Annotated in this window: 12 protein-coding genes and 1 pseudogene; 8 read left to right on the plus strand and 5 right to left on the minus strand. The window is 69.1% G+C overall.

From position 1 onward, the window contains the following. Positions 1-217: 217 nt before the first annotated feature. On the plus strand, positions 218-787 hold the full coding sequence (locus tag ACIBK0_RS35525; RefSeq protein WP_399088926.1) for a DUF6461 domain-containing protein: 570 nt from the start codon (positions 218-220) through the stop codon (positions 785-787). A gap of 109 nt (positions 788-896) precedes the next feature. On the opposite strand, the gene ACIBK0_RS35530 is transcribed toward ACIBK0_RS35525, so the two are convergent. Both ACIBK0_RS35530 and ACIBK0_RS35535 read right to left on the minus strand, forming a co-directional pair. Beyond that, entirely contained in the window at positions 897-5,255 is a 4,359-nt protein-coding gene (locus ACIBK0_RS35530; protein WP_399088928.1) for a hypothetical protein, read from the minus strand. A 397-nt stretch (positions 5,256-5,652) separates the two neighbouring features. After that, the gene (locus ACIBK0_RS35535) at positions 5,653-7,977 is read right to left on the minus strand and encodes a transglycosylase domain-containing protein (protein ID WP_399088930.1); all 2,325 of its coding nucleotides are present in this window, start codon (positions 7,975-7,977) and stop codon (positions 5,653-5,655) included. A gap of 536 nt (positions 7,978-8,513) precedes the next feature. On the opposite strand from ACIBK0_RS35535, the pseudogene ACIBK0_RS35540 reads away from it, so the two are divergent. The 5 genes and pseudogenes from ACIBK0_RS35540 to ACIBK0_RS35560 form a co-directional block, all read left to right on the plus strand. Continuing rightward, positions 8,514-8,765, plus strand: a pseudogene (locus ACIBK0_RS35540) (hypothetical protein); the annotation flags it as partial. Then, positions 8,711-9,010, plus strand: coding sequence for a hypothetical protein (locus ACIBK0_RS35545; RefSeq protein WP_399088932.1), 300 nt, complete (start codon positions 8,711-8,713; stop codon positions 9,008-9,010). The pseudogene ACIBK0_RS35540 and the gene ACIBK0_RS35545, both read left to right, overlap by 55 nt. A gap of 271 nt (positions 9,011-9,281) precedes the next feature. Further along, positions 9,282-9,809: a PadR family transcriptional regulator gene (locus ACIBK0_RS35550; RefSeq protein WP_362031506.1), complete on the plus strand. Its 528-nt coding sequence runs from the start codon at positions 9,282-9,284 to the stop codon at positions 9,807-9,809. Then, the gene (locus tag ACIBK0_RS35555) at positions 9,806-10,495 is read left to right on the plus strand and encodes an ABC transporter ATP-binding protein (RefSeq protein ID WP_399088935.1); all 690 of its coding nucleotides are present in this window, start codon (positions 9,806-9,808) and stop codon (positions 10,493-10,495) included. The genes ACIBK0_RS35550 and ACIBK0_RS35555 overlap by 4 nt, the downstream gene beginning before the upstream one ends. Beyond that, entirely contained in the window at positions 10,492-12,879 is a 2,388-nt protein-coding gene (locus ACIBK0_RS35560) for an ABC transporter permease (RefSeq protein WP_399088937.1), read from the plus strand. The genes ACIBK0_RS35555 and ACIBK0_RS35560 overlap by 4 nt, the downstream gene beginning before the upstream one ends. Before the next feature lie 570 nt (positions 12,880-13,449). Here the strand turns inward: ACIBK0_RS35560 and ACIBK0_RS35565 are convergent. Continuing rightward, positions 13,450-14,427 carry a LysR substrate-binding domain-containing protein gene (locus ACIBK0_RS35565; RefSeq protein ID WP_399088939.1) on the minus strand — a complete coding sequence of 326 codons (978 nt, stop codon included), beginning with the start codon at positions 14,425-14,427 and terminating at the stop codon, positions 13,450-13,452. 158 nt (positions 14,428-14,585) lie between these two features. Between ACIBK0_RS35565 and ACIBK0_RS35570 the strand changes: the two genes are divergently transcribed. Then, a complete protein-coding gene (locus ACIBK0_RS35570) occupies positions 14,586-15,140 on the plus strand; it encodes a peroxiredoxin (protein WP_028804634.1) in 555 nt (184 codons plus the stop codon). 6 nt (positions 15,141-15,146) lie between these two features. Next, complete coding sequence (locus tag ACIBK0_RS35575) at positions 15,147-15,680, plus strand: alkyl hydroperoxide reductase (RefSeq protein WP_399088942.1); 534 nt, start codon at positions 15,147-15,149, stop codon at positions 15,678-15,680. A gap of 213 nt (positions 15,681-15,893) precedes the next feature. On the opposite strand, the gene ACIBK0_RS35580 is transcribed toward ACIBK0_RS35575, so the two are convergent. Both ACIBK0_RS35580 and ACIBK0_RS35585 read right to left on the minus strand, forming a co-directional pair. Next, a complete protein-coding gene (locus ACIBK0_RS35580; RefSeq protein ID WP_399088944.1) occupies positions 15,894-17,327 on the minus strand; it encodes an AI-2E family transporter in 1,434 nt (477 codons plus the stop codon). A gap of 136 nt (positions 17,328-17,463) precedes the next feature. Further along, the gene (locus ACIBK0_RS35585; protein ID WP_399088946.1) at positions 17,464-18,177 is read right to left on the minus strand and encodes a transglycosylase SLT domain-containing protein; all 714 of its coding nucleotides are present in this window, start codon (positions 18,175-18,177) and stop codon (positions 17,464-17,466) included. Between the last annotated feature and the right edge of the window lie 172 nt (positions 18,178-18,349).

An 18,349-nucleotide genomic window follows, 5' to 3' on the forward strand; every position in this document is an offset into this window, starting at 1 on the left:
CCCCCCCCCCCCCCCCCCCCCCCCCCCCCCCCCCCCCCCCCCCCCCCCCCCCCCCCCCCCCCCCCCCCCCCCCCCCCCCCCCCCCCCCCCCCCCCGCCCCCCCCCCCCCCCCCCCCCCCCCCCCCCCCCCCCCCCCCCCCCCACGACCGTGCGTCACTCCCACCGTGTACCGTGCCGGGGCACCGGAGTTGTGTGGGCCGAAGGGTGGGAAAGTGTCGTGGACGGCATCGCGTGGATTCGGGAAGCCCTGGACGCCTACTGCGTCACGTTCGCCCGCGGGCTGAGCGTGGATGAGCTGGTCCGTCGCCTGGGCACGGACCCCGCCCGGATCCTGCCCTCCGTGTCCGTGCACGAGGCGGAGCTGCTCGCCAGGGACGAGGGACCCGTCGCCCGACTGGGTACCGGCAACGGCTGGGCCTTCGCCCTGGAGTCCGCGAGCGCCGAGGGGACCGACCGGCGCACGCTGCGGCGGGTCTCCGAGGGCACGGAAGCCGTCATGCTGCTGGACAGCGGCATGCCGCCGTACTGGTTCGTACACGCCCGCAACGGCGAGATCGCGGCCGACTTCGAACCCGGCGTGGAGGCGGAGCAGATCGGCGGCACCGATCCGTCCTTCCTCGTCCCGGCCATGCAGACCGCGGGCATGCTGCTGGCGGACGGCACGGCGAACCCGGAGGACTGGGAACCGGAGCAGCGGATCCTCACCGTGGCGGAACAGGTCTTCTCGCTGGACCTGCCCCGCGCGGCCCTGGAAAGCGGGACGCTCCCGGCCGTCGTTCTGGTTTAGAGGGCCCGGACGCGCGGAGCCTGTCCGGGCGGCGTGTGCCGCCCGGACAGGCTCGGGTGGTGACGAGCGTGGCCTCAGCCGCGCCGAGTGCGCCTACCTGCCCGCCGCCCTATCGCGTACGGACGAAGCAGATCTGTGAAAGGTCCGTGCACTCCTCGAATCCCGGGACGCTCACATAGAACGCGTCCTTGTCGAGCATCCGGTTGGTCGGCACGAAGAACAGGCCGATCCGGTTGGCCGCGCCCGAGTTCTCGTCGCCCGGGATGCTCGCCCGGCCGCAGATCTCGTTCCAGGTGTTGACGCGGGCGTAGTTGGGATCTTCGAGCAGCGTCCATCCCGTGCTGATCGGCTTGGCGTAGAGCTGGGTGCACTCCTTGCCCGTGTTCACTGCCTGCGGAGGCATGCCACCGCTCTGATAGGTCGCCGCGAACGGGTACTCGTCGCAGCTCGACGTGCTGTTCGGCGGCTTCGATTCTGGGTTGGGCACCCACTTGTCCGGGCCGCTCTTGGGGCAGATGACGTTGCGATTCGCCTTCTGCCGGTCGGAGCTCGCCAGATAGTTCAGCGGCGACTTGTGATCCCGGCTGCCCGGGTGGTACGGCAGCTTCTGCATGAGGATCCAGTAGAACGCCGCCGCCGACGGGTTCGCCTCGGTGTTGACGACGTACGTCGGGACGTAGTCCGGGAAGACACATCCCACCGTGCTCTTGCCCTTGGCCTCGCGGTCGCAGCGGATGCCCAGCTTTCCGCTCGGTGGCTGGTAGTCGGCCCCACCGTTCGGGGCGCCGCCCATGGTCGAGGAGAGGATCCAGTTCAGGTGCACGGTCTCATTGCCCGCCGTACCCGACCAGGTGTGGTCGATCTGGCCGACGGCCGTGTGCGTGTCCACGCCCGACCACTCGGGCAGGCTGGACCAGGTGATCCCGGCCGACGAGCAGTTGGACTGGCAGAAGGACTGAATGTTGACCGTGACCGGCGGAACCTTGGGGTCGACCGTCGTCGGCTGGATCGTGACCGTCTGCTTGATCGTGGGGCTGTCGATGTCCAGGTCGATCTCGTGCTTGTACGCGTAGATGTTCTGCGCGATGGGCGTGTTGTTCTCGTACAGCGTGGCCGAGAAGCTGTCCTGCAGACACGCTCTGGTGCGCGTGTAGAACATGTCCTCGCCGCTCTTGGAGCAGAACGCGGTGCTCCCCGCCGCCAGTTGCTGCCGCTTGGTCTCCTTGACGGGCTTTCCGCGGAACTGCAGACAGACCTCGGAGTCCTTCTTGCCCTTGACGGCACGGCAGTCGAAGGCGCGCGGGTGTTCCTCGGCCGCGGCCCCGGCCTGGGCGGCCTGCACCCCCGGCCGCGGGAAGACATGCCCGGGCAGGGTGCTGATGGGCTCCACCGGTGCCGGCTCGGGAGCGTCGGGGTTCCACTCCGGCAGCCGCATGTCCGTGATCAGGTCGTACGAGCCCGGTACGAACGCCACCGCGTCGAAGGCGATGTCCTCGTCCCCGGTGCCGTCCGGCGTGATCGTGTTGAGCCGCACCTCGGGGGTGTTGTCGAACCGGTAGGCACCGAGCGACACCCAGCGGTTGCCGTCACCCGGCTGCGCGATGGTGCGCTTCTCGGTCCCGTAGGCGGTGTCGATCTCATAGGTGGCGTACTTGGTCTGTGCCCCGTGATCGGGCAGGTGGACCATCACCTTGGCCTGGCTCTTCAGCGACTTGTTCAGCTTCCAGGTGCCGGTGATCTTCAGACGCTGTCCCTTGGCGTCGTCCTGGCGGGTGTGGCCGAACCAGAAGTGCCCGCCGAAGCCGGCGCCCAACTGGTGGAGGTCGACCTTGGAGGGGTAGACCGTCTCGACCGCGTTGTTGGCGAAGTTGAAGCTGAAGGACCCCGAGTTGGTCCAGGAGTTGGTGCAGCCGGACCGGACCACGGGGGTGCCCGCCGGGACGTCGTCGACGATGAGGGCGTTGTCCGGGAGGCCGCTGGTGGTGCAGGCGGGCGGGTAGGCGGTGCCGTCGGGCTCCTCCGGCGAGGTGTCGCCGAAGCGGATGAACTCGTATCCGCAGGTGTCGACGCAGTCGGTCTTCCACGTCACCGGCTTGTTCCACCAGCACTTGACGTCGTCTCGGCCGCACGGCCCGCTGGCCGCGGTGTCGTTGGAGGCGCTGTCGGAGATCCGGCTCGGGTCGCAGCTGTTGGAGGAGTCGCAGAACGCGTCCTCGGGCGCCTTGAGGTGGGCCCGGTTGTAGAGCGCGCTGCCCTTGACCGTGACGGCCGAGTTGGTGCCGTTCCAGGTGGAGGGGCGGAAGGCGGGGACCATCACGCCCGGGGACTCCAGGAAGGACGGCGGGTGCGCGGCGAAGCCGAGCACCTTCTCCTGGTAGGGCCAGTTCTGCGGGCGGGCGGCGGCGCTGGCGTCCTCGCCACCGGCGGCGTTCTCCATGAACGGCAGCCGCCCGGCGTCCCATTCGGGGTTGGCGGGGTTGTTGGCCCAGCCGAGGCCCCACGGCGAGCCGTCACCGGCGTTGGGGTGGAAGCCGGAGTTGTACGACCACAGCGCGAAGTACCAGTTCTCGGGCCGCCCGGTGGTGCCGTGGTTGGCGATCATTCCCGCGGCGCGGGTCTCGTTCCACTTGGCGATGAGGGTCTGCAGGCCCGCGGCGATGTTCGCGGTGTAGTCCAGCGCGGCGGCCCGCTGCTTCTGGTAGTCCCAGGCCGTGCCGCCGTGCCCGTCCTCGCGGCCGGCCATCCGCATGTGATCGGTGATCTGCGTGATGCCGTAACCGCAGTCCGCCTTGGCGAAGTTGACGTCCCAGTCGTTGCTGGTGTCGCCGTCGTAGAGGTTGATGCCGTAGTAGTTGCCGATCAGCGGGTTGGCGGTGACCCCGGGCACGGCCTCCCGGCCGGCCTGCCACATGTTCGACTCCTGGGTGGTCACGCCGAGCATGACCTGAGCCATCGCCCGGCCGCCGCCGTCCAGCGCGGGGTTCAGGAACAGCGACTGCGGCATGTACGCGGGCATGCCGAGGTTCTTCCAGTCCGCCGGGCGCGAGATGTGCGTGTTCAGCAGACCCTTGACGGCCATGTCGACCGCCCACTCCACCTGGCGCGGCTTGGGCTGCATGGCCTGGTTGCGCACATCGTTGCGCGGCACGGAGCAGGTGCGCTCCGCCTCCACCGGATCGCTCGGGTCACCGGCGGCCGCCGCGGTCAGCGGCGCCTTGCCCGGGCCCCCGGAACCGGTCAGCAGACCCGGCGACGCGTCACGGCCCTGGCCCGCGTACGTCGACACCCGCCGGGCCGGGTCCACGGTGAAGGACGCCGTGCGCCCCGTGGCACGGGTGGTCAGGGACATCTTCACCGTACGGGCCTTGGCGGCCTCGCCGGGCAGCAGCAGCGTGCCCTTGCCGTCGGCCCACGCCGTGTGGGTCAGGACGGCCTCGCCGCGTGTGGAGACGGTGACGTCCTTCGGCACGGACGCCAACCGCCGCACGATGGAGGGAAGTCGGTCGACCATCGGCCGCGTGGTGCCGGTCACGTACACGGTGCGGGCGCTACGGGTCAGCCCGGTCTCGGTCGCGAGCCCCTTGGCCAGTACGGCAGCACGTGTACCGCGCGCGTTCGGGTGCGCCACGGCGCCGGCCGTGATGCGCTTCACCTGGGATATGGCGCCGCGCTTGTCGAGGAAGGCGAGCCCGCCGTCGCCGTCGGGTGTGAGCCGGTAGGGCACACCGTCGGTTCGGACGAGGGGCTTGCTCCCGCCCCGGGCGTCGATCTTGATGACCTCCGCGCCGGAGGCCGCGACCATGGAACCGTGCGCGGCCGGGACGGCCGAGGTGACTTGTCCCCTCATCGCGATCGGCTTGCCGAGCCTGCCCGTTGACGCGTCGAGCCGGAACAGCCGGGTGCCGGGCCGGTCTTCGCCCCCGGACTGGGTCAGGATCACCGACTCATCCGGCCCGCAGCCCGGGTTGTAGTACGACAGCGACGCCTTCAGCTTCAGCTTCGTGACCTTGCCGGAGGCCAGATCGACGACCGCGGTGAACCCGCCCCGGGCCATCAGCTGGGGCTTGTTGGTGAAAGTGCGGGGGGCGTAGACCACCACCGCCCGCTTGCCCGAACCGGTGACGCAGATGTTGCCGATCCAGGCGTCGGCGTCGAATCCCGGCTCGGAAAGCGACGCCGTACTGCGCCAGGTGTAGCCGTCCTTCTTCCGGGCCGTGAGGATGTGGAATCCCTCCGCGTCACCCGATGTGGTCCACGCCAGGTCGCCCGAATTCTGCCAGGCCTTGCCCAGCACCGCGGCCCGCTCGGCCGAGGGCACCGCGTCGCGCCGGTTCTCGACGGCCGCCTTCTTCGCGGGAGCCGCCGGTGCCGGCGGGTCGGCCCAGGCCACGGCCTGCGTCAGCCCCGCGAGCACCGCCCCGGCCGCCATGGCGGCCAGCGGTGCCCGCGTTCGTCTGTGGAATCTCACGGTTCTCCTTCTCAGATGGCTCCCGCGGCACGGGAGTCCCGGAAGGGAATGGGCGCCTTGACCGCAATCCGGGCATGCCTGACAGCCCGCGCACCCATGTCGGAATTCGCGGAATTCGGGCAGCAATGGAACGCAATCAGCTGGTCAGCGCGCGGCGCAGGATGCCGCCATGATCCCCTCCCCGTTTACCGGGAGGATGGTCCAGTCACGCGGCCGGAGTCAACGAATTTCTCATGGGGATTTAAACTTCCGGACTCGGTGGCCGATAATCGCCGACGGTAAGGCCCCGACCGAAAAGAATCGGCCAGGGTCGGCTGTAAGTGCCACTCGTATCGAGAAAAAGGGGCGCCCGGTGGATTACCGGGCGCCCCTTTTTGCACGCTAAATGACTGTCTCGCTATTGACTGTTCGGATCCAGCGGATTGTCCGTGATTCTGTCGGTCGGCGTGCCCGTCGGCGTGGTCGGCTTCGTGGTCGTCGGCTCGGTCGTCGTCGGCTCCTCCGTCGGAGTCGGCGGGCTGCTGCTCGTCGGCGGCTCGGTCGACGGCTCCTCGGTGGTCGGCGTCGACGAGGGGGTACTCGAAGGCGTCCGCGTGAACGTGGGCGTCTCGGTGGGCTCCACCGCCGCGCCCGACGTGGTGTTCAGGTCGAACTCGCTGACCTTGCCCATCGCGTCGAAGGTGTACGCCGCCCAGATCTGGGCCGGGAAACCACCGCCGTTGACGCGGCCGTTCTCCGCGACGAGGCCTGTGGCGCCCTTCATGGAGACGTGCTTGCCCGCGTTGGCGGTACCGACCGCCCCCTCGCCGAACAGGCCGACCGAGGTGACCAGGTTCGGCGTGTAGCCGGTGAACCAGGCCGACTTGTTGTTGTCGGAGGTACCGGTCTTGCCGGCGACCTGCTGGCCGTCACGGGACGGGTTGTCCCGCACCGCGATCCGGGCCGTACCGTCGTCGACCACGCCGGTCAGCACCGACGTGACCGTGTCGGCGGCTTCCTCGCTGATGACATGCTCGCCGATCGGGTCGGGGAACTGGACCGAGCGGTCCTTGTGCTCGGCCGAGGCGATGAGGGCCGGGGTGACCTTCTTGCCGTGGTTGTCGAGCGTGGCGTAGACGCCGGCCATCTCCAGCGGGCTCGCGCCCATGGAACCGAGGGTCTGCGCGGGCACCGCCTGCAGGCCCTTGGTGTCCATGCCGAGGTCGCCCGCGACCTTGAGGACCTCATCCATGCCGACGTCGACGCCCATCTGCGCGAAGACGGAGTTGATGGACTTGTTGGTCGCGGTCTGGACGGTGACGTTGCCGTAGCTGCGCTCGTCCTCGTTCGGCGGCGCGAAGGCGATGTTGCTGCCCACGACCGGGCGCCGGTTCGTGCCGTCGTAGATCGTGTTCGCCGTGATCGGCCTGCCGCTCTGGGTCTTGGCCTGCTCCTCCAGGGCAGCCGCCAGGATCAGCGGCTTGAAGGTCGACGCGACCTGGTAGTCACGGCGGGTCGCGTTGTTGTAGTAGTGCTTGACGTAGTCCTGACCGCCATACATCGCCAGGACCTTGCCGGTCTTCGGGTCGACGGACGCGGCACCGGCCTGGATGTCGGCGTCGACCTTGCGCGTCTTCGGGTTCAGCTTGCTGGTCAGCTGCGCCTTGACGGTCTTCTCGAGCAGCGCCTGCTTCTTCTTGTCTATGTTGAGCTTCACGGTCCAGCCGCCCGCGTTGACCATCGCCTGAGCGTCGTCGAGGCTGGCGGCCGTGCCCTGCGCGAGGAGTTGCTTCGCCAGCGCGCTCTCCGCCGCCTTCACCAGATAGCCCGTCTGTCCCTCCATGCCGGGCGCGGCCTTGGGGGGCTTGGGCACCGGGAACTTCATGGCCTGGCGCTTGGCGGAGTTCAGCCAGCCCTCCTCGACCATGTTGTCGAGGGTGTAGTTCCAGCGGGCCTTGACGAGCTTCTTGCCGGTGTCCGTGGCGTTCGCCCAGTCGTACTGGCTCGGGGCCTGCAGCAGCGAGGCCAGGTACGCGCCCTGCGCGACCGTGAGTTCGCTCGCGTCGACTTGGTAGTACGCCTGCGCCGCGGCCTGGATGCCGTAGGCGCCCTCGCCGTAGTAACTGGTGTTGATGTAGCCCGCGAGGATGTCGTCCTTGGACTTCTGGCGGTCCACCTTCAGCGAGATGACCAGTTCCTTCAGCTTGCGCGTGACGGTCTGGTCCTGGCTGAGGTAGTAGTTCTTCACGTACTGCTGGGTGATCGTCGAACCACCCTGCTTGCCCTTGCCGGACAGGGTGTTGATCAGACCTCGGGCCGTGCCCTTGAGGTCGACGCCCGCGTCCTTGTAGAACGACTTGTTCTCCGCGGCGACGAAGGTCTTCTGGACCCCCTTGGGCACCTTGTCCAGGTCCACGATCTCGCGGTTGACGTCACCGGTGCGGGCGAGCAGCTTGCCGTCGCTGTACTGGTAGATGTTGCTCTGCTGCTTCGCGGCCGCGTTGCCCTCGGGGACGCTGACGACCATGTAGAGCACGATGAAGGCGCCCATGCCGAGCAGGCAGAGGCCGAAGAACGTGCCGAGGGTCGTCTTCCAGTTGACGAACCGGCGTATGCCGCTGCGGCGGGTCTTCCCCCCGGCCTTTCCCCCGGCTGACGCTCCGGCCGTCGCTCCGGACGAGCGCTTGGGCGCCGCGCGGCGGCCCTGCGCCTGCCGCGCTCGTCTCTCTTCCGCTCGTCCCATGGGTCGATCCGCTCCGCTTCACTCTCGTGTGGCACACAGGTTCGTCGCTCAGGTCAGCTCAGAAAGCTAACACCGCGCGCTATGACAAAGGGCCGCCGATCCGGCCTTTTCCGGACGTGACAATCAGCACGCCACGCTCGCCCGCCCCAACAAAACCGACGAGCAAGAGGGGTGGAAGGTTGCTGAGCCGGGTAAAGTGTTATCACTTAGATAGACCTGAGCTATGCCGCAGGAACGATCGAAACGGGGGACGACCTACGTCCACGTACGACTCGCACACCTCCTCACCCACGGCAGATGTGCCCGAGATGTCCGCTCCACGGGTCGGCGAGTTCGCCGCGCACAGCATCGGCGGGGCGCTCACGCTGCCGCTCGGCCTTGTCGGGCTGCTGCTGGGCACCACGCTCGTCGCGCTCGGCGGTGGCATGGTGCAGGCGAGCGGCGCCAAGGCCGCGCTGATCACCGTCGGCATCCTGGTCGGCATCGGCGCGTTCCTCGCGATGTGCGGTCCGAACACCGTGGCGCCCGGCGAGGCGCTCCAGCGGCAGCAGGCCGGTGCTGTCGTCGCGGCGCGGCGGCAGATCGTGGACGGTGCCGTGGGGATGGTCGAGGCGGCGATCGCCCGGATCACCGTGGGGGCACCTCCCACGCCCTTCAGGCAGTGAGGGAGGGACATCGTGGAGCTGGACTCCGAGCGGAAGGCGGCGATGGTGTCGAACCTGATGGTGGTGCTGTGCGGGGACCGTGCGGCGCAGCCGGTCCTGAACACCGGATCCCGCTACCGGTGACGGCTCCTTCCGAGGGGGCCTCGCCCCGGCGGCAGCCGCAGCGGCGCAAGCAGGTGCTGTTGCGGCTGGATCCGCTGGTGTACGAGGCGCTGGCCCGCTGGGCGGGGGACGAATTGCGCTCCGCCAACGCCCAGATCGAGTTCCTGCTGCGCAAGGCCCTGGCCGAGTCCGGCCGCCTGCCCGGCGGGGTCGGACCGATCCCCCGCCGGGGACGCCCACCGGCCTCCGGCGAACCCGAGGCCTAGGGGACCGCGAGTTCTTTCGCCCCCGCCGTCCCGTCCCGACCCGTCCCCGGGGCTCCGCCCCGGACCCCGTTCGCGCAGTTCCCCGCGCCCTGAAAGGGGGCGCGGGGAACTGCGCAGTCTTTTGAGCGGGACGGGCAGAGGCGGAGGGGGCGAGAAAACCCGGTGACAGAACCGTGACAATCGGCCCTGACCTGCGGAACCACGAGGCCCTTCATGATCTATGCGTGCCGTGTATACGCGGGGTGTATACGCCCTGTGTAGAGTGCTCCGCATGTCCATCGGTCACACCCTCCTAGGGCTCCTGGAGTCCGGCCCCCGACACGGTTACGACCTGAAGCGGGCCTTCGACGAGAAGTTCGGTCACGACCGGCCGCTGCACTACGGCCAGGTCTACTCGACGATGTCGCGACTGCTCAAGAACGGGCTTGTCGAGGTCGACGGGATAGAGGCGGGCGGCGGCCCCGAGCGGAAGCGGTACGCGATCACCGAGGCCGGGATCACCGACGTACAGCGGTGGCTCGCGACGCCGGAGAAGCCCGAGCCGTACCTCCAGTCGACCCTCTACACGAAGGTCGTCCTCGCATTGCTCACGCACCGCAACGCGAGCGAGATCCTCGACACGCAGCGCTCGGAGCACCTGCGCATGATGCGCATCCTGACCGACCGCAAGCGCAAGGGCGACCTCGCGGATCAGCTGATCTGCGACCACGCCCTCTTCCACCTGGAGGCGGACCTGCGGTGGCTGGAGCTCACCGCCGCGCGCCTCGACAAGCTCGCCGAGGCGGTGACGACCCGATGACTCCTCCCCCCGGCTCCCTGCTCGCCGCGTCGGAGCTTCGCAAGACGTACGGACCGACCACCGCGCTCGACGGCGCGGAGTTCTCCATCCATCCCGGCGAGGTCGTCGCCGTGATGGGCCCCTCCGGCTCCGGCAAGTCCACCCTGCTGCACTGCCTCGCCGGGATCGTGCCGCCCGACTCGGGATCGATCACGTACAACGGCCGGGAGATGGCCGGCATGAGCGACGCTCAGCGCAGTGCTCTCAGGCGCAGCGAGTTCGGGTTCGTGTTCCAGTTCGGGCAGCTCGTGCCCGAGTTGACCTGTGTCGAGAATGTCGCGCTGCCGCTCAGGCTGAACGGCACCGGGCGCAAGGAGGCCGAGCGCACCGCCCTGTCGTGGATGGAGCAGCTGGAGGTCGACGACCTCAAGGGCAAGCGGCCCGGCGAGGTCTCCGGTGGTCAGGGGCAGCGCGTGGCGGTGGCCCGTTCGCTGGTCACCAACCCGCGCGTGCTGTTCGCGGACGAGCCGACCGGCGCGCTCGACTCGCTCAACGGTGAGCGTGTGATGCAGCTGCTGACCGACGCGGCCCGGTCCACCAACGCCGCCGTCGTGCTCGTCACGCACGAGGCGCGGGTGGCCGCGTACTCGGACCGCGAGATCGTCGTGCGCGACGGCAGGTCGCGGGACATGGAGCGCATCGTATGAGCGCCCGCCCGTCGCCCTCCACCCCCCTGCCCGAGGCGCGTCGCGCCGCCCGCGGAATCCCCCAGTGGTCCCGTGACTTCGGCATGGGCGCCAAGTTCGCGGTGACCGGCGGCCGTGAGGCCTGGGTGCGTGTGCTGCTGACGGCCGTCGGGGTCGGTCTCGGGGTGGCCCTGCTGCTGCTCACCACGGCGATACCGAGCGCATTGGCCTCCCGGCACGATCGCGAGCGCGGCCGCAACGACATGACGTACCAGTCGGTGGTCGAGAAGAAGTCGGACCGTACGCTGCTCATCGGCACCGCGGACACCACTTTCCGCGACCTGGACGTCCGCGGACGGGTGCTGCGGCCCGAAGGAGCACGGGCGCCGCTGCCGCCCGGGGTGAAAAAGTTTCCCGCGGTCGGCGACATGGTGGTCTCGCCCGCCCTGGACCGGCTGCTGAAGTCCTCCGACGGCAAGCTGCTGCGCGAGCGGCTGCCCTACCGCGTCGCCGGGACGATCGCCGACGCCGGTCTCATCGATCCGCACGAACTCGCCTTCTACGCGGGGACGAAGGACCTGAAGGCGACCACGCACACGACCGGCCGGATCGAGCGCATCGACGCGTTCGGGTCCAGCAGCCAGGGCGAGCAGATGGACCCGGTCCTGCTCCTGCTGGTGCTGATCGTCTTCGTGGTGCTGCTGATGCCGGTCGCCGTCTTCATCGCCGCGGCCGTACGCTTCGGCGGCGAGCGGCGCGACCGCAGGCTGGCGGCGCTCCGGCTGGTCGGCGCGGACGGGCGGATGACCCGGCGGATCGCGGCCGGCGAGGCGCTGGCCGGAGCTGTGGTCGGGCTGGTGCTCGGCGCCGGGTTCTTCCTGATCGGGCGCCAGATCGCGGGCATGATCTCGGTGTTCAGGATCAGCGTGTTCCCCAGCGATCTCAACCCGGCGCCCGCGCTGGTGGCGCTGGTCGCCGTGGCCGTCCCGGCCGCCGCCGTCGCGGTGACGCTCTTCGCGCTGCGCGGTGTCGTCATCGAGCCGCTCGGCGTGGTCCGCACGGCCCGGCCCTCGCGACGCCGGCTGTGGTGGCGGCTGCTGCTGCCGCTGGGCGGCCTCGCGATGCTGTACCCGATGATCGGGCAGGGACGCAGCAACGGGAACTTCAACGAGTACCTGGTCGTCGGCGGCGTCATGCTGCTCCTGGTCGGCATCACCGCGCTGCTGCCCTGGGTCGTCGAGGCGGTCGTCAACCGGCTGAACTCCGGCGGAGTCGCCTGGCAACTGGCCATCCGCCGCCTCCAGTTGAGCAGCGGCACCGCGGCCCGCATGGTCAACGGCATCGCGGTGGCGGTGGCCGGCGCGATCGCCCTGCAGATGCTGTTCGCCGGGGTCGACGGGGACTACACCAAGGCCAGCAAGAACGACCTCTCGCGCGCCCAGATGTCGATCCGGGTGCCGGACGGGGTCGCGATGAGCGAGGTCGTCCGCCAACTGTCCACGACCAAGGGCGTCACGCACACGAGCGCCCTGGGCACCGGTCAAATCGGCGACGGGAGGAACGAACCCGAGCGTCAGGCGAGCGTGACCGTCGGCGACTGCACGGCGCTTCGTGAGGCGGCCAAACTGCCCTCCTGCCACGACGGCGACGTCTTCGCCGTGGAGGACGCCAAGTGGGACCAGGACACGGCGAGCCTCGACACGGCCGGCAAGAAGCTCTACATCGACCCCTCCTACGGCACCTCCGAAAAGGGCAAGGAGATCCCCTGGACGGTACCGAAGGGCATCAAGACGGCGGACTCGCGCGAGGACCCGACGGGCTATGAGCGCGGGGGCTTCCTGTTCACACCCGGTGCGCTGCCCGAGAAGGCCGCGTCGACCGTGTACGGGACCGTCTACCTCCAGCTCGACGATTCGGTGCCGGACGTCCGTGAGTTCGTACGCAACAGCGCCGCGAAAATCGACCCGCTCGCGGACCCCGACAACTGGGCGGCGACGACGCAGTCCAAGCGCTTCACCTCCATCCGCACCGGCCTGTTCGTCGGCGCGACCTGCGTCCTGATCCTCATCGGCGCGAGCCTGCTGGTCTCCCAGCTGGAGCAGCTGCGCGAGCGCAAGAAGCTGCTGTCGTCGCTGGTCGCCTTCGGTACCCGGCGCCGGACACTGAGCCTGTCGGTGCTGTGGCAGACCGCGATCCCGATCGCCCTGGGCCTGCTGCTGGCATCGGTCGTCGGTCTGACGCTGGGCACGGTCCTGCTGAAGATGACGGACACCCCGGTGGCTGTCGACTGGTCCAGCATGCTGTCGATGACCGGCATCGGCGCGGGAGTCGTGGCGCTGGTGACGGCGCTCAGTCTGCCGCCGCTGATCCGCCTGATGCGGCCGGACGGACTGCGTACGGAGTAGCCGGACACGTGGCGGCTCCTTCCCCGCCGGGGAAGGAGCCGCCACGTCGTGCGCTGTCGCGCCCCCGACCCCGTGGCGACCCTGAGCCGGGCAGCCCCCATATAGCCGTGCGCGACCAGTTCGGTCTCCGGCCAGCTCGCTCCCCCGGCTTCCCGGACCAGCTCCGCCCACTGCTCACCACTGATCCGGCCGGTGCGCAGCATCCGCGCCTCGGGCCCCGGGGCGCCGGGGCTCTCGACGGCGACGACGAGGCCGTCGCGAAAATGGAAGACTCCCCCGGGCTTCCCGGAGACCCGCAGCCCCCCGGTCGCCTCCTCGCGATGACATTCGTCCAGCGCGCGTGAGAGCAGGTCGTATCCGACCCGGCCAAGGGAATCCCGAATGCCCGACATCACTCCCCTTGAAGCCTCTGGAGCCTCGTACAGACGCCTGATGCGTCACACTGAGGGGGCATGTGTATCAGTCCGGGCGCATATTTCAGCGAGGGTCGCACTACCTGACGGAAGTTGAATTCTCCCGCCCCCCAAGAGGCTCCATCGGTCGCCCAAATGACCGACTCTGCCAGGCAGTTCAGCCCTCCGGGCCCAACGCCCTCACGGGCAGGGGCCGCAGCGCCTCGCGCAGCGCCGAAGCAAGCTCCTCGTACTCCGCCCCGCGGGCCGCACCGGAGCGCATGGCCAGCGCAATGCGCCGCGTGGGCGCCGGATCCGCGAAGTACCCGGTGAGGAGCTGGTTGCTGCGCGTCGTCTCCACCTTGAGGGCGGTACGCGGCAGGAGGGTCACGCCGAGGCCGCCGGCGACGAGTTGGACGAGGGTGGACAGACCTGCGGCGGTGGTCGTGACGGGGGCGTCGGCACGGCCCGCCTCCCGGCAGATGTCGAGAGCCTGGTCGCGCAGACAGTGGCCCTCGTCGAGCAGCAGCAGATTCAGCTCCCGCAGGGCCTCGCGGGGAATCCCCTCCCTGCCCCCGAGCCAGTGGTCCAGTGGGGTCACGAGCACGAAGTCCTCGTCGAACAAAGGGAGTTCGGTGACGGTGGGCACACCGAGCGGCACGGCGAGTAGCAGCAGATCCAGGCGGCCGACGGCCAGCCCCTCCAGCAGATTGGCCGTCTGCTCCTCGTGGACCTGGAGGTCGAGGTCGGGGTAGCGGTCGTGGACGAGCTTGAGGACGGTGGGCAGGAGGTAGGGCGCGACGGTGGGGATGACGCCGAGGCGGAGAGCTCCGGTGAACGGCGCGCGGACGGCCTCGGCTTCTTCCATGAGCGCGTCGACCGCCTCCAGTACGGCCTTCGCTCGTACGGCCAGACGCTCGCCGGCGGGCGAGAGCAGCACCTTGCGGGTCGTTCGCTCCAGCAGGGTGACCCGGAGCGTCTCCTCAAGGGCGGAGACCGCGCCCGACAGCGCGGGCTGGCTCATGCCGATCGCGGCGGCCGCGTCACGGAAGTGCAGATGCTCGGCCACGGCGGCGAAGGCGCGCAGCTGGGCGAGGCTCGGCCGGCGGCGCCCGTTCCCCTTGGAGCTCGCCTTGCCGCCCATCGGGCTTGCCATGGCCGTACCTCTTACTCATAGTCACTGATAGCTGTAGCCGATCAACACGACCGAGTGTAGCTATTTCCCTAATCAATGCAGCGTGTGCCAACATCAATCACGTCCAACCCATGGAAAAAGCCCTCAAAAGGGGTAATTCCTCGCTGCAAGGAGAGCGTGTGCTCACTGTCGGTGACAAGTTCCCCGAGTTCGATCTGACTGCCTGTGTCTCACTGGAGAAGGGCAAGGAGTTCGAGCAGATCAACCACAAGACCTACGAGGGCCAGTGGAAGATCGTCTTTGCGTGGCCCAAGGACTTCACCTTCGTGTGCCCGACCGAGATCGCGGCCTTCGGCAAGCTGAACGACGAGTTCGCCGACCGTGACGCCCAGGTGCTCGGTTTCTCCGGCGACTCCGAGTTCGTGCACCACGCCTGGCGCAAGGACCACGACGACCTGCGTGACCTGCCCTTCCCGATGATGGCCGACTCGAAGCACGAGCTCATGCGTGACCTCGGCATCGAGGGCGAGGACGGCTTCGCCAAGCGCGCCGTGTTCATCGTCGACCAGAACAACGAGATCCAGTTCTCCATGGTGACCGCCGGTTCCGTCGGCCGTAACCCCAAGGAGGTCCTGCGGGTCCTGGACGCCCTGCAGACGGATGAGCTCTGCCCGTGCAACTGGACCAAGGGCGAGAACACCCTCGACCCGGTGGCGCTCCTGGCGGGTGAGTAACCCTCCATGGCTCTCGCCGAACTGAAGTCCGCCCTACCGGACTACGCGAAGGACCTGCGCCTGAACCTGGGCTCGGTCATCGGCAACTCGGAGCTCCCGCAGCAGCAGCTGTGGGGCACCGTGCTGGCCTGCGCCATCGCTTCGCGCTCGCCGCGCGTGCTGCGTGAGCTGGAGCCCGAGGCGAAGGCCCAGCTCTCGCCCGAGGCCTACACCGCCGCGAAGTCGGCTGCCGCGATCATGGCGATGAACAACGTCTTCTACCGGACGCGGCACCTGCTGTCGGACCCGGAGTACGGGACGCTGCGGGCCGGCCTGCGGATGAACGTCATCGGCAACCCGGGCGTGGAGAAGGTCGACTTCGAGCTGTGGTCGCTCGCCGTCTCCGCCGTGAACGGCTGTGGGCAGTGCCTCGACTCCCACGAGCAGGTGCTCCGCAAGGCGGGGGTCGACCGGGAGACCATCCAGGAGGCCTTCAAGATCGCGGCCGTGATCCAGGCGGTGGGCGCGACGCTGGACGCGGAGGCGGTCCTCGCGGAGTAACCTCCGCGGGCGTTTCCTCTTGGGCCCCGTCCACCTCCGCTGGGGGTGAGCGGGGCTTTGGGGTGTTTCGCCCCCTCCGCCCCTACCCATTCCCGTACCTGGGGGCTGCGCCCCCAGACCCCCGCCAAAATGATTGCGCAGTTCCCCGCGCCCCTGAAAAGGGGCGCGGGGAACTGCGCGTACGGGACAGGCCTGGGTGGCGGGGGCGAAGAACTACGGCCGGTGGGCCGGGGACGCGTCCACGGCTGTGGCGCCGCGGGGCTCGGGCGCGTGGCGCAGGCTCGCCTCGCGGGCGTAGGAACGCAGGTACACGACCACCGTGTTGGTGACCGCGACCAGCGGCACCGCGACCACGGCACCCCCGATTCCGGCGATCATTCCCCCCGCGGCGACCGAGAGGACCACCGCCAGAGGGTGGACCCGAACCGCCCGCCCCAGAATGAACGGCTGCAGAATGTGGCCCTCGATCTGCTGCACCGCCAGCACCACGACCAGCGTCATCACCGCCGTGAACACACCCTGCGTCACCAGCGCGACCACCACCGCCAGCGCCCCGGAAATCACGGCACCCACGAGTGGGATGAACGCACCCAGGAAGATGAAGACCGCCAGCGGGACGGCCATGGGGACGTCGAGGAAGTAGATGCCCAGCCCGATGAAGGTCGCGTCGATCAACGCCACGATCACCGTCCCGCGCACATACGCCGTCAGCGTGCGCCACGCCCGCGGCCCCGCGCCCGCGACACCTTGCCGGGCAGCGGCCGGGACGAGCTTGAGCGTCCACTCCCAGATCCGCTTGCCGTCGTAGAGCAGGAAAAGAGTCGAGAACATCGTCAGGAGGATGCCGGTCAGCGCCTCCACGATGACCGTCACGCCCTCGAGACCCGCCGACGTGATCTGATCCGTGTTCGCGCCGATCGCGTCCCGCAGATTCTTGGCGATCTCGTTGATCTGCTTGTCCGTCACATGGAACGGGCTGTTGAGGAGCCACTTGCGCAACTCGTCGATGCCGTCCTGGACTTGGTCGGAGAGATTGTCGATGTTCTCCTGGACCTGCCAGACCACGAACCAGCCGACCAGCCCCATGATGACGAAGCCGAGGATCGCGGTGAGCGCGGTGGCGAGCCCGCGCGGCACTCCGTACCTCTTCAGCCGGGCCACCGTCGGCTGCAGCAGCGCGGTGATGAGCAGCGCGGCCACGAAGGCCAGCACCACCAGCTGTACGGCGCTGATGACCCGCATCAACACCCAGACGGTGCCCGCGAGGACGAGCAGCCGCCAGCCGGCTTCGGCCGCGACCCGCACACCCCACGGCACGGCGAGGGCGGGGTCGGGGCGATGGGCCGCCATCGGCACATACGCGACGGTAGTCGCGGAGACACCTTCCCGGGGACGGCTCTCGGAGAGGTTCCCAGTACGGTTCTCGGAAGGGTCCTCGGGAGAACTCCCGACGGCGCTCGCGGATGTCCCGGCGTCCGCGACCGGCGAGTCCTGTGGTGCCGCGTCCTTAAGGATGCCGAGCGCGCCCTCCGAGTCGAGGGGGTCCTGCGACTCCTTCTCCACCTCGGCGCGGCGCTCGTCCAACCGCTCCCCCAGCTCGGTCAGTCCGGCGCCCAGCCGGCCGAGCCACCCTGGCACTCGCGACATGATCCGTCCTTTTCCCCCGTTGCTCCCCACCACTCCCCCCTGGAGTCGTCGGTTCCGACCGTACATGGCTGAAGCCCCTCACCCTAGGACGGGGAGGGGCTTCAGAAGGTTGAGCGGCCGGTGTACGCCGTGGGGCTCAGTACCAGCTGTTGGCCTGCCAGAACGACCAGGCCTCGCACGGGCTGCCGTAGCGGCTGTTCATGTAGTTGAGGCCCCACTTGATCTGTGTGGCCGGGTTCGTCTGCCAGTCGGAACCGACGGACGACATCTTGGAGCCGGGGAGGGCCTGGAAGAGTCCGTAGGCACCCGAGGAGGCGTTGACCGCCTTGTAGTTCCAGCTGGACTCGTGGTCCACGATGTTGCTGAAGCACTGGAACTGACCGCTCGGCACCATCTGGCGTGCCATCGCCTGGATCTGCGCGGTGCTGTACGAGGACTGGACGGAGAAGCTGGAGGCGTCACGCGTCGCGGAGCGGCTGGCCGCTTCCTGCGCCGCCTTGCGCGCCTTGGCTTCCTTCTCGGCCTTCTCCGCGGCCTTCTGCTTCGCGATCGCGTCGTCGGCCGCCTGCTTGCGGGCAGCCTCCTCCGCATCCTTCTTGGCGCTCGCGTCCGCGGCGATGGCCTGTGCGTCGGCCTGCTGCGTCAGGGACGCGGTCTGCACCTGGGCCTGCTGGCCCGCAGGTATGTCCGCGAGGAGGGTCGAGTCACTTGCCGTCGCCTCGGCATCGTTCGGCTGAGCGGTGCTGCCCGAGGCAACTCCGACGACGCTTCCGACAGCGGTGACCGCGGTGGCAGAGGCCACTGCGAATCCCCGGACCGAAATCCGGCTCACACGGTTTCCTTCCAGCATCGCCCGCTTCGGTGACCCTGGCGGACGCAATCGTGCCCCTGGCTCTGGTCTCCCAACTGCGGGGTCACGGGAGACACGGGCCCGGTGGGCAACTCTCGCGAGGAGAGCGCCGCGTGGTGCTCGGGCGGCATACGACGGCTCTATGGAGTTCTGAGGTTCCTGTGGTGCCGTA

Source organism: Streptomyces sp. NPDC050564 (assembly GCF_044457265.1).
GTDB lineage: Bacteria > Actinomycetota > Actinomycetes > Streptomycetales > Streptomycetaceae > Streptomyces.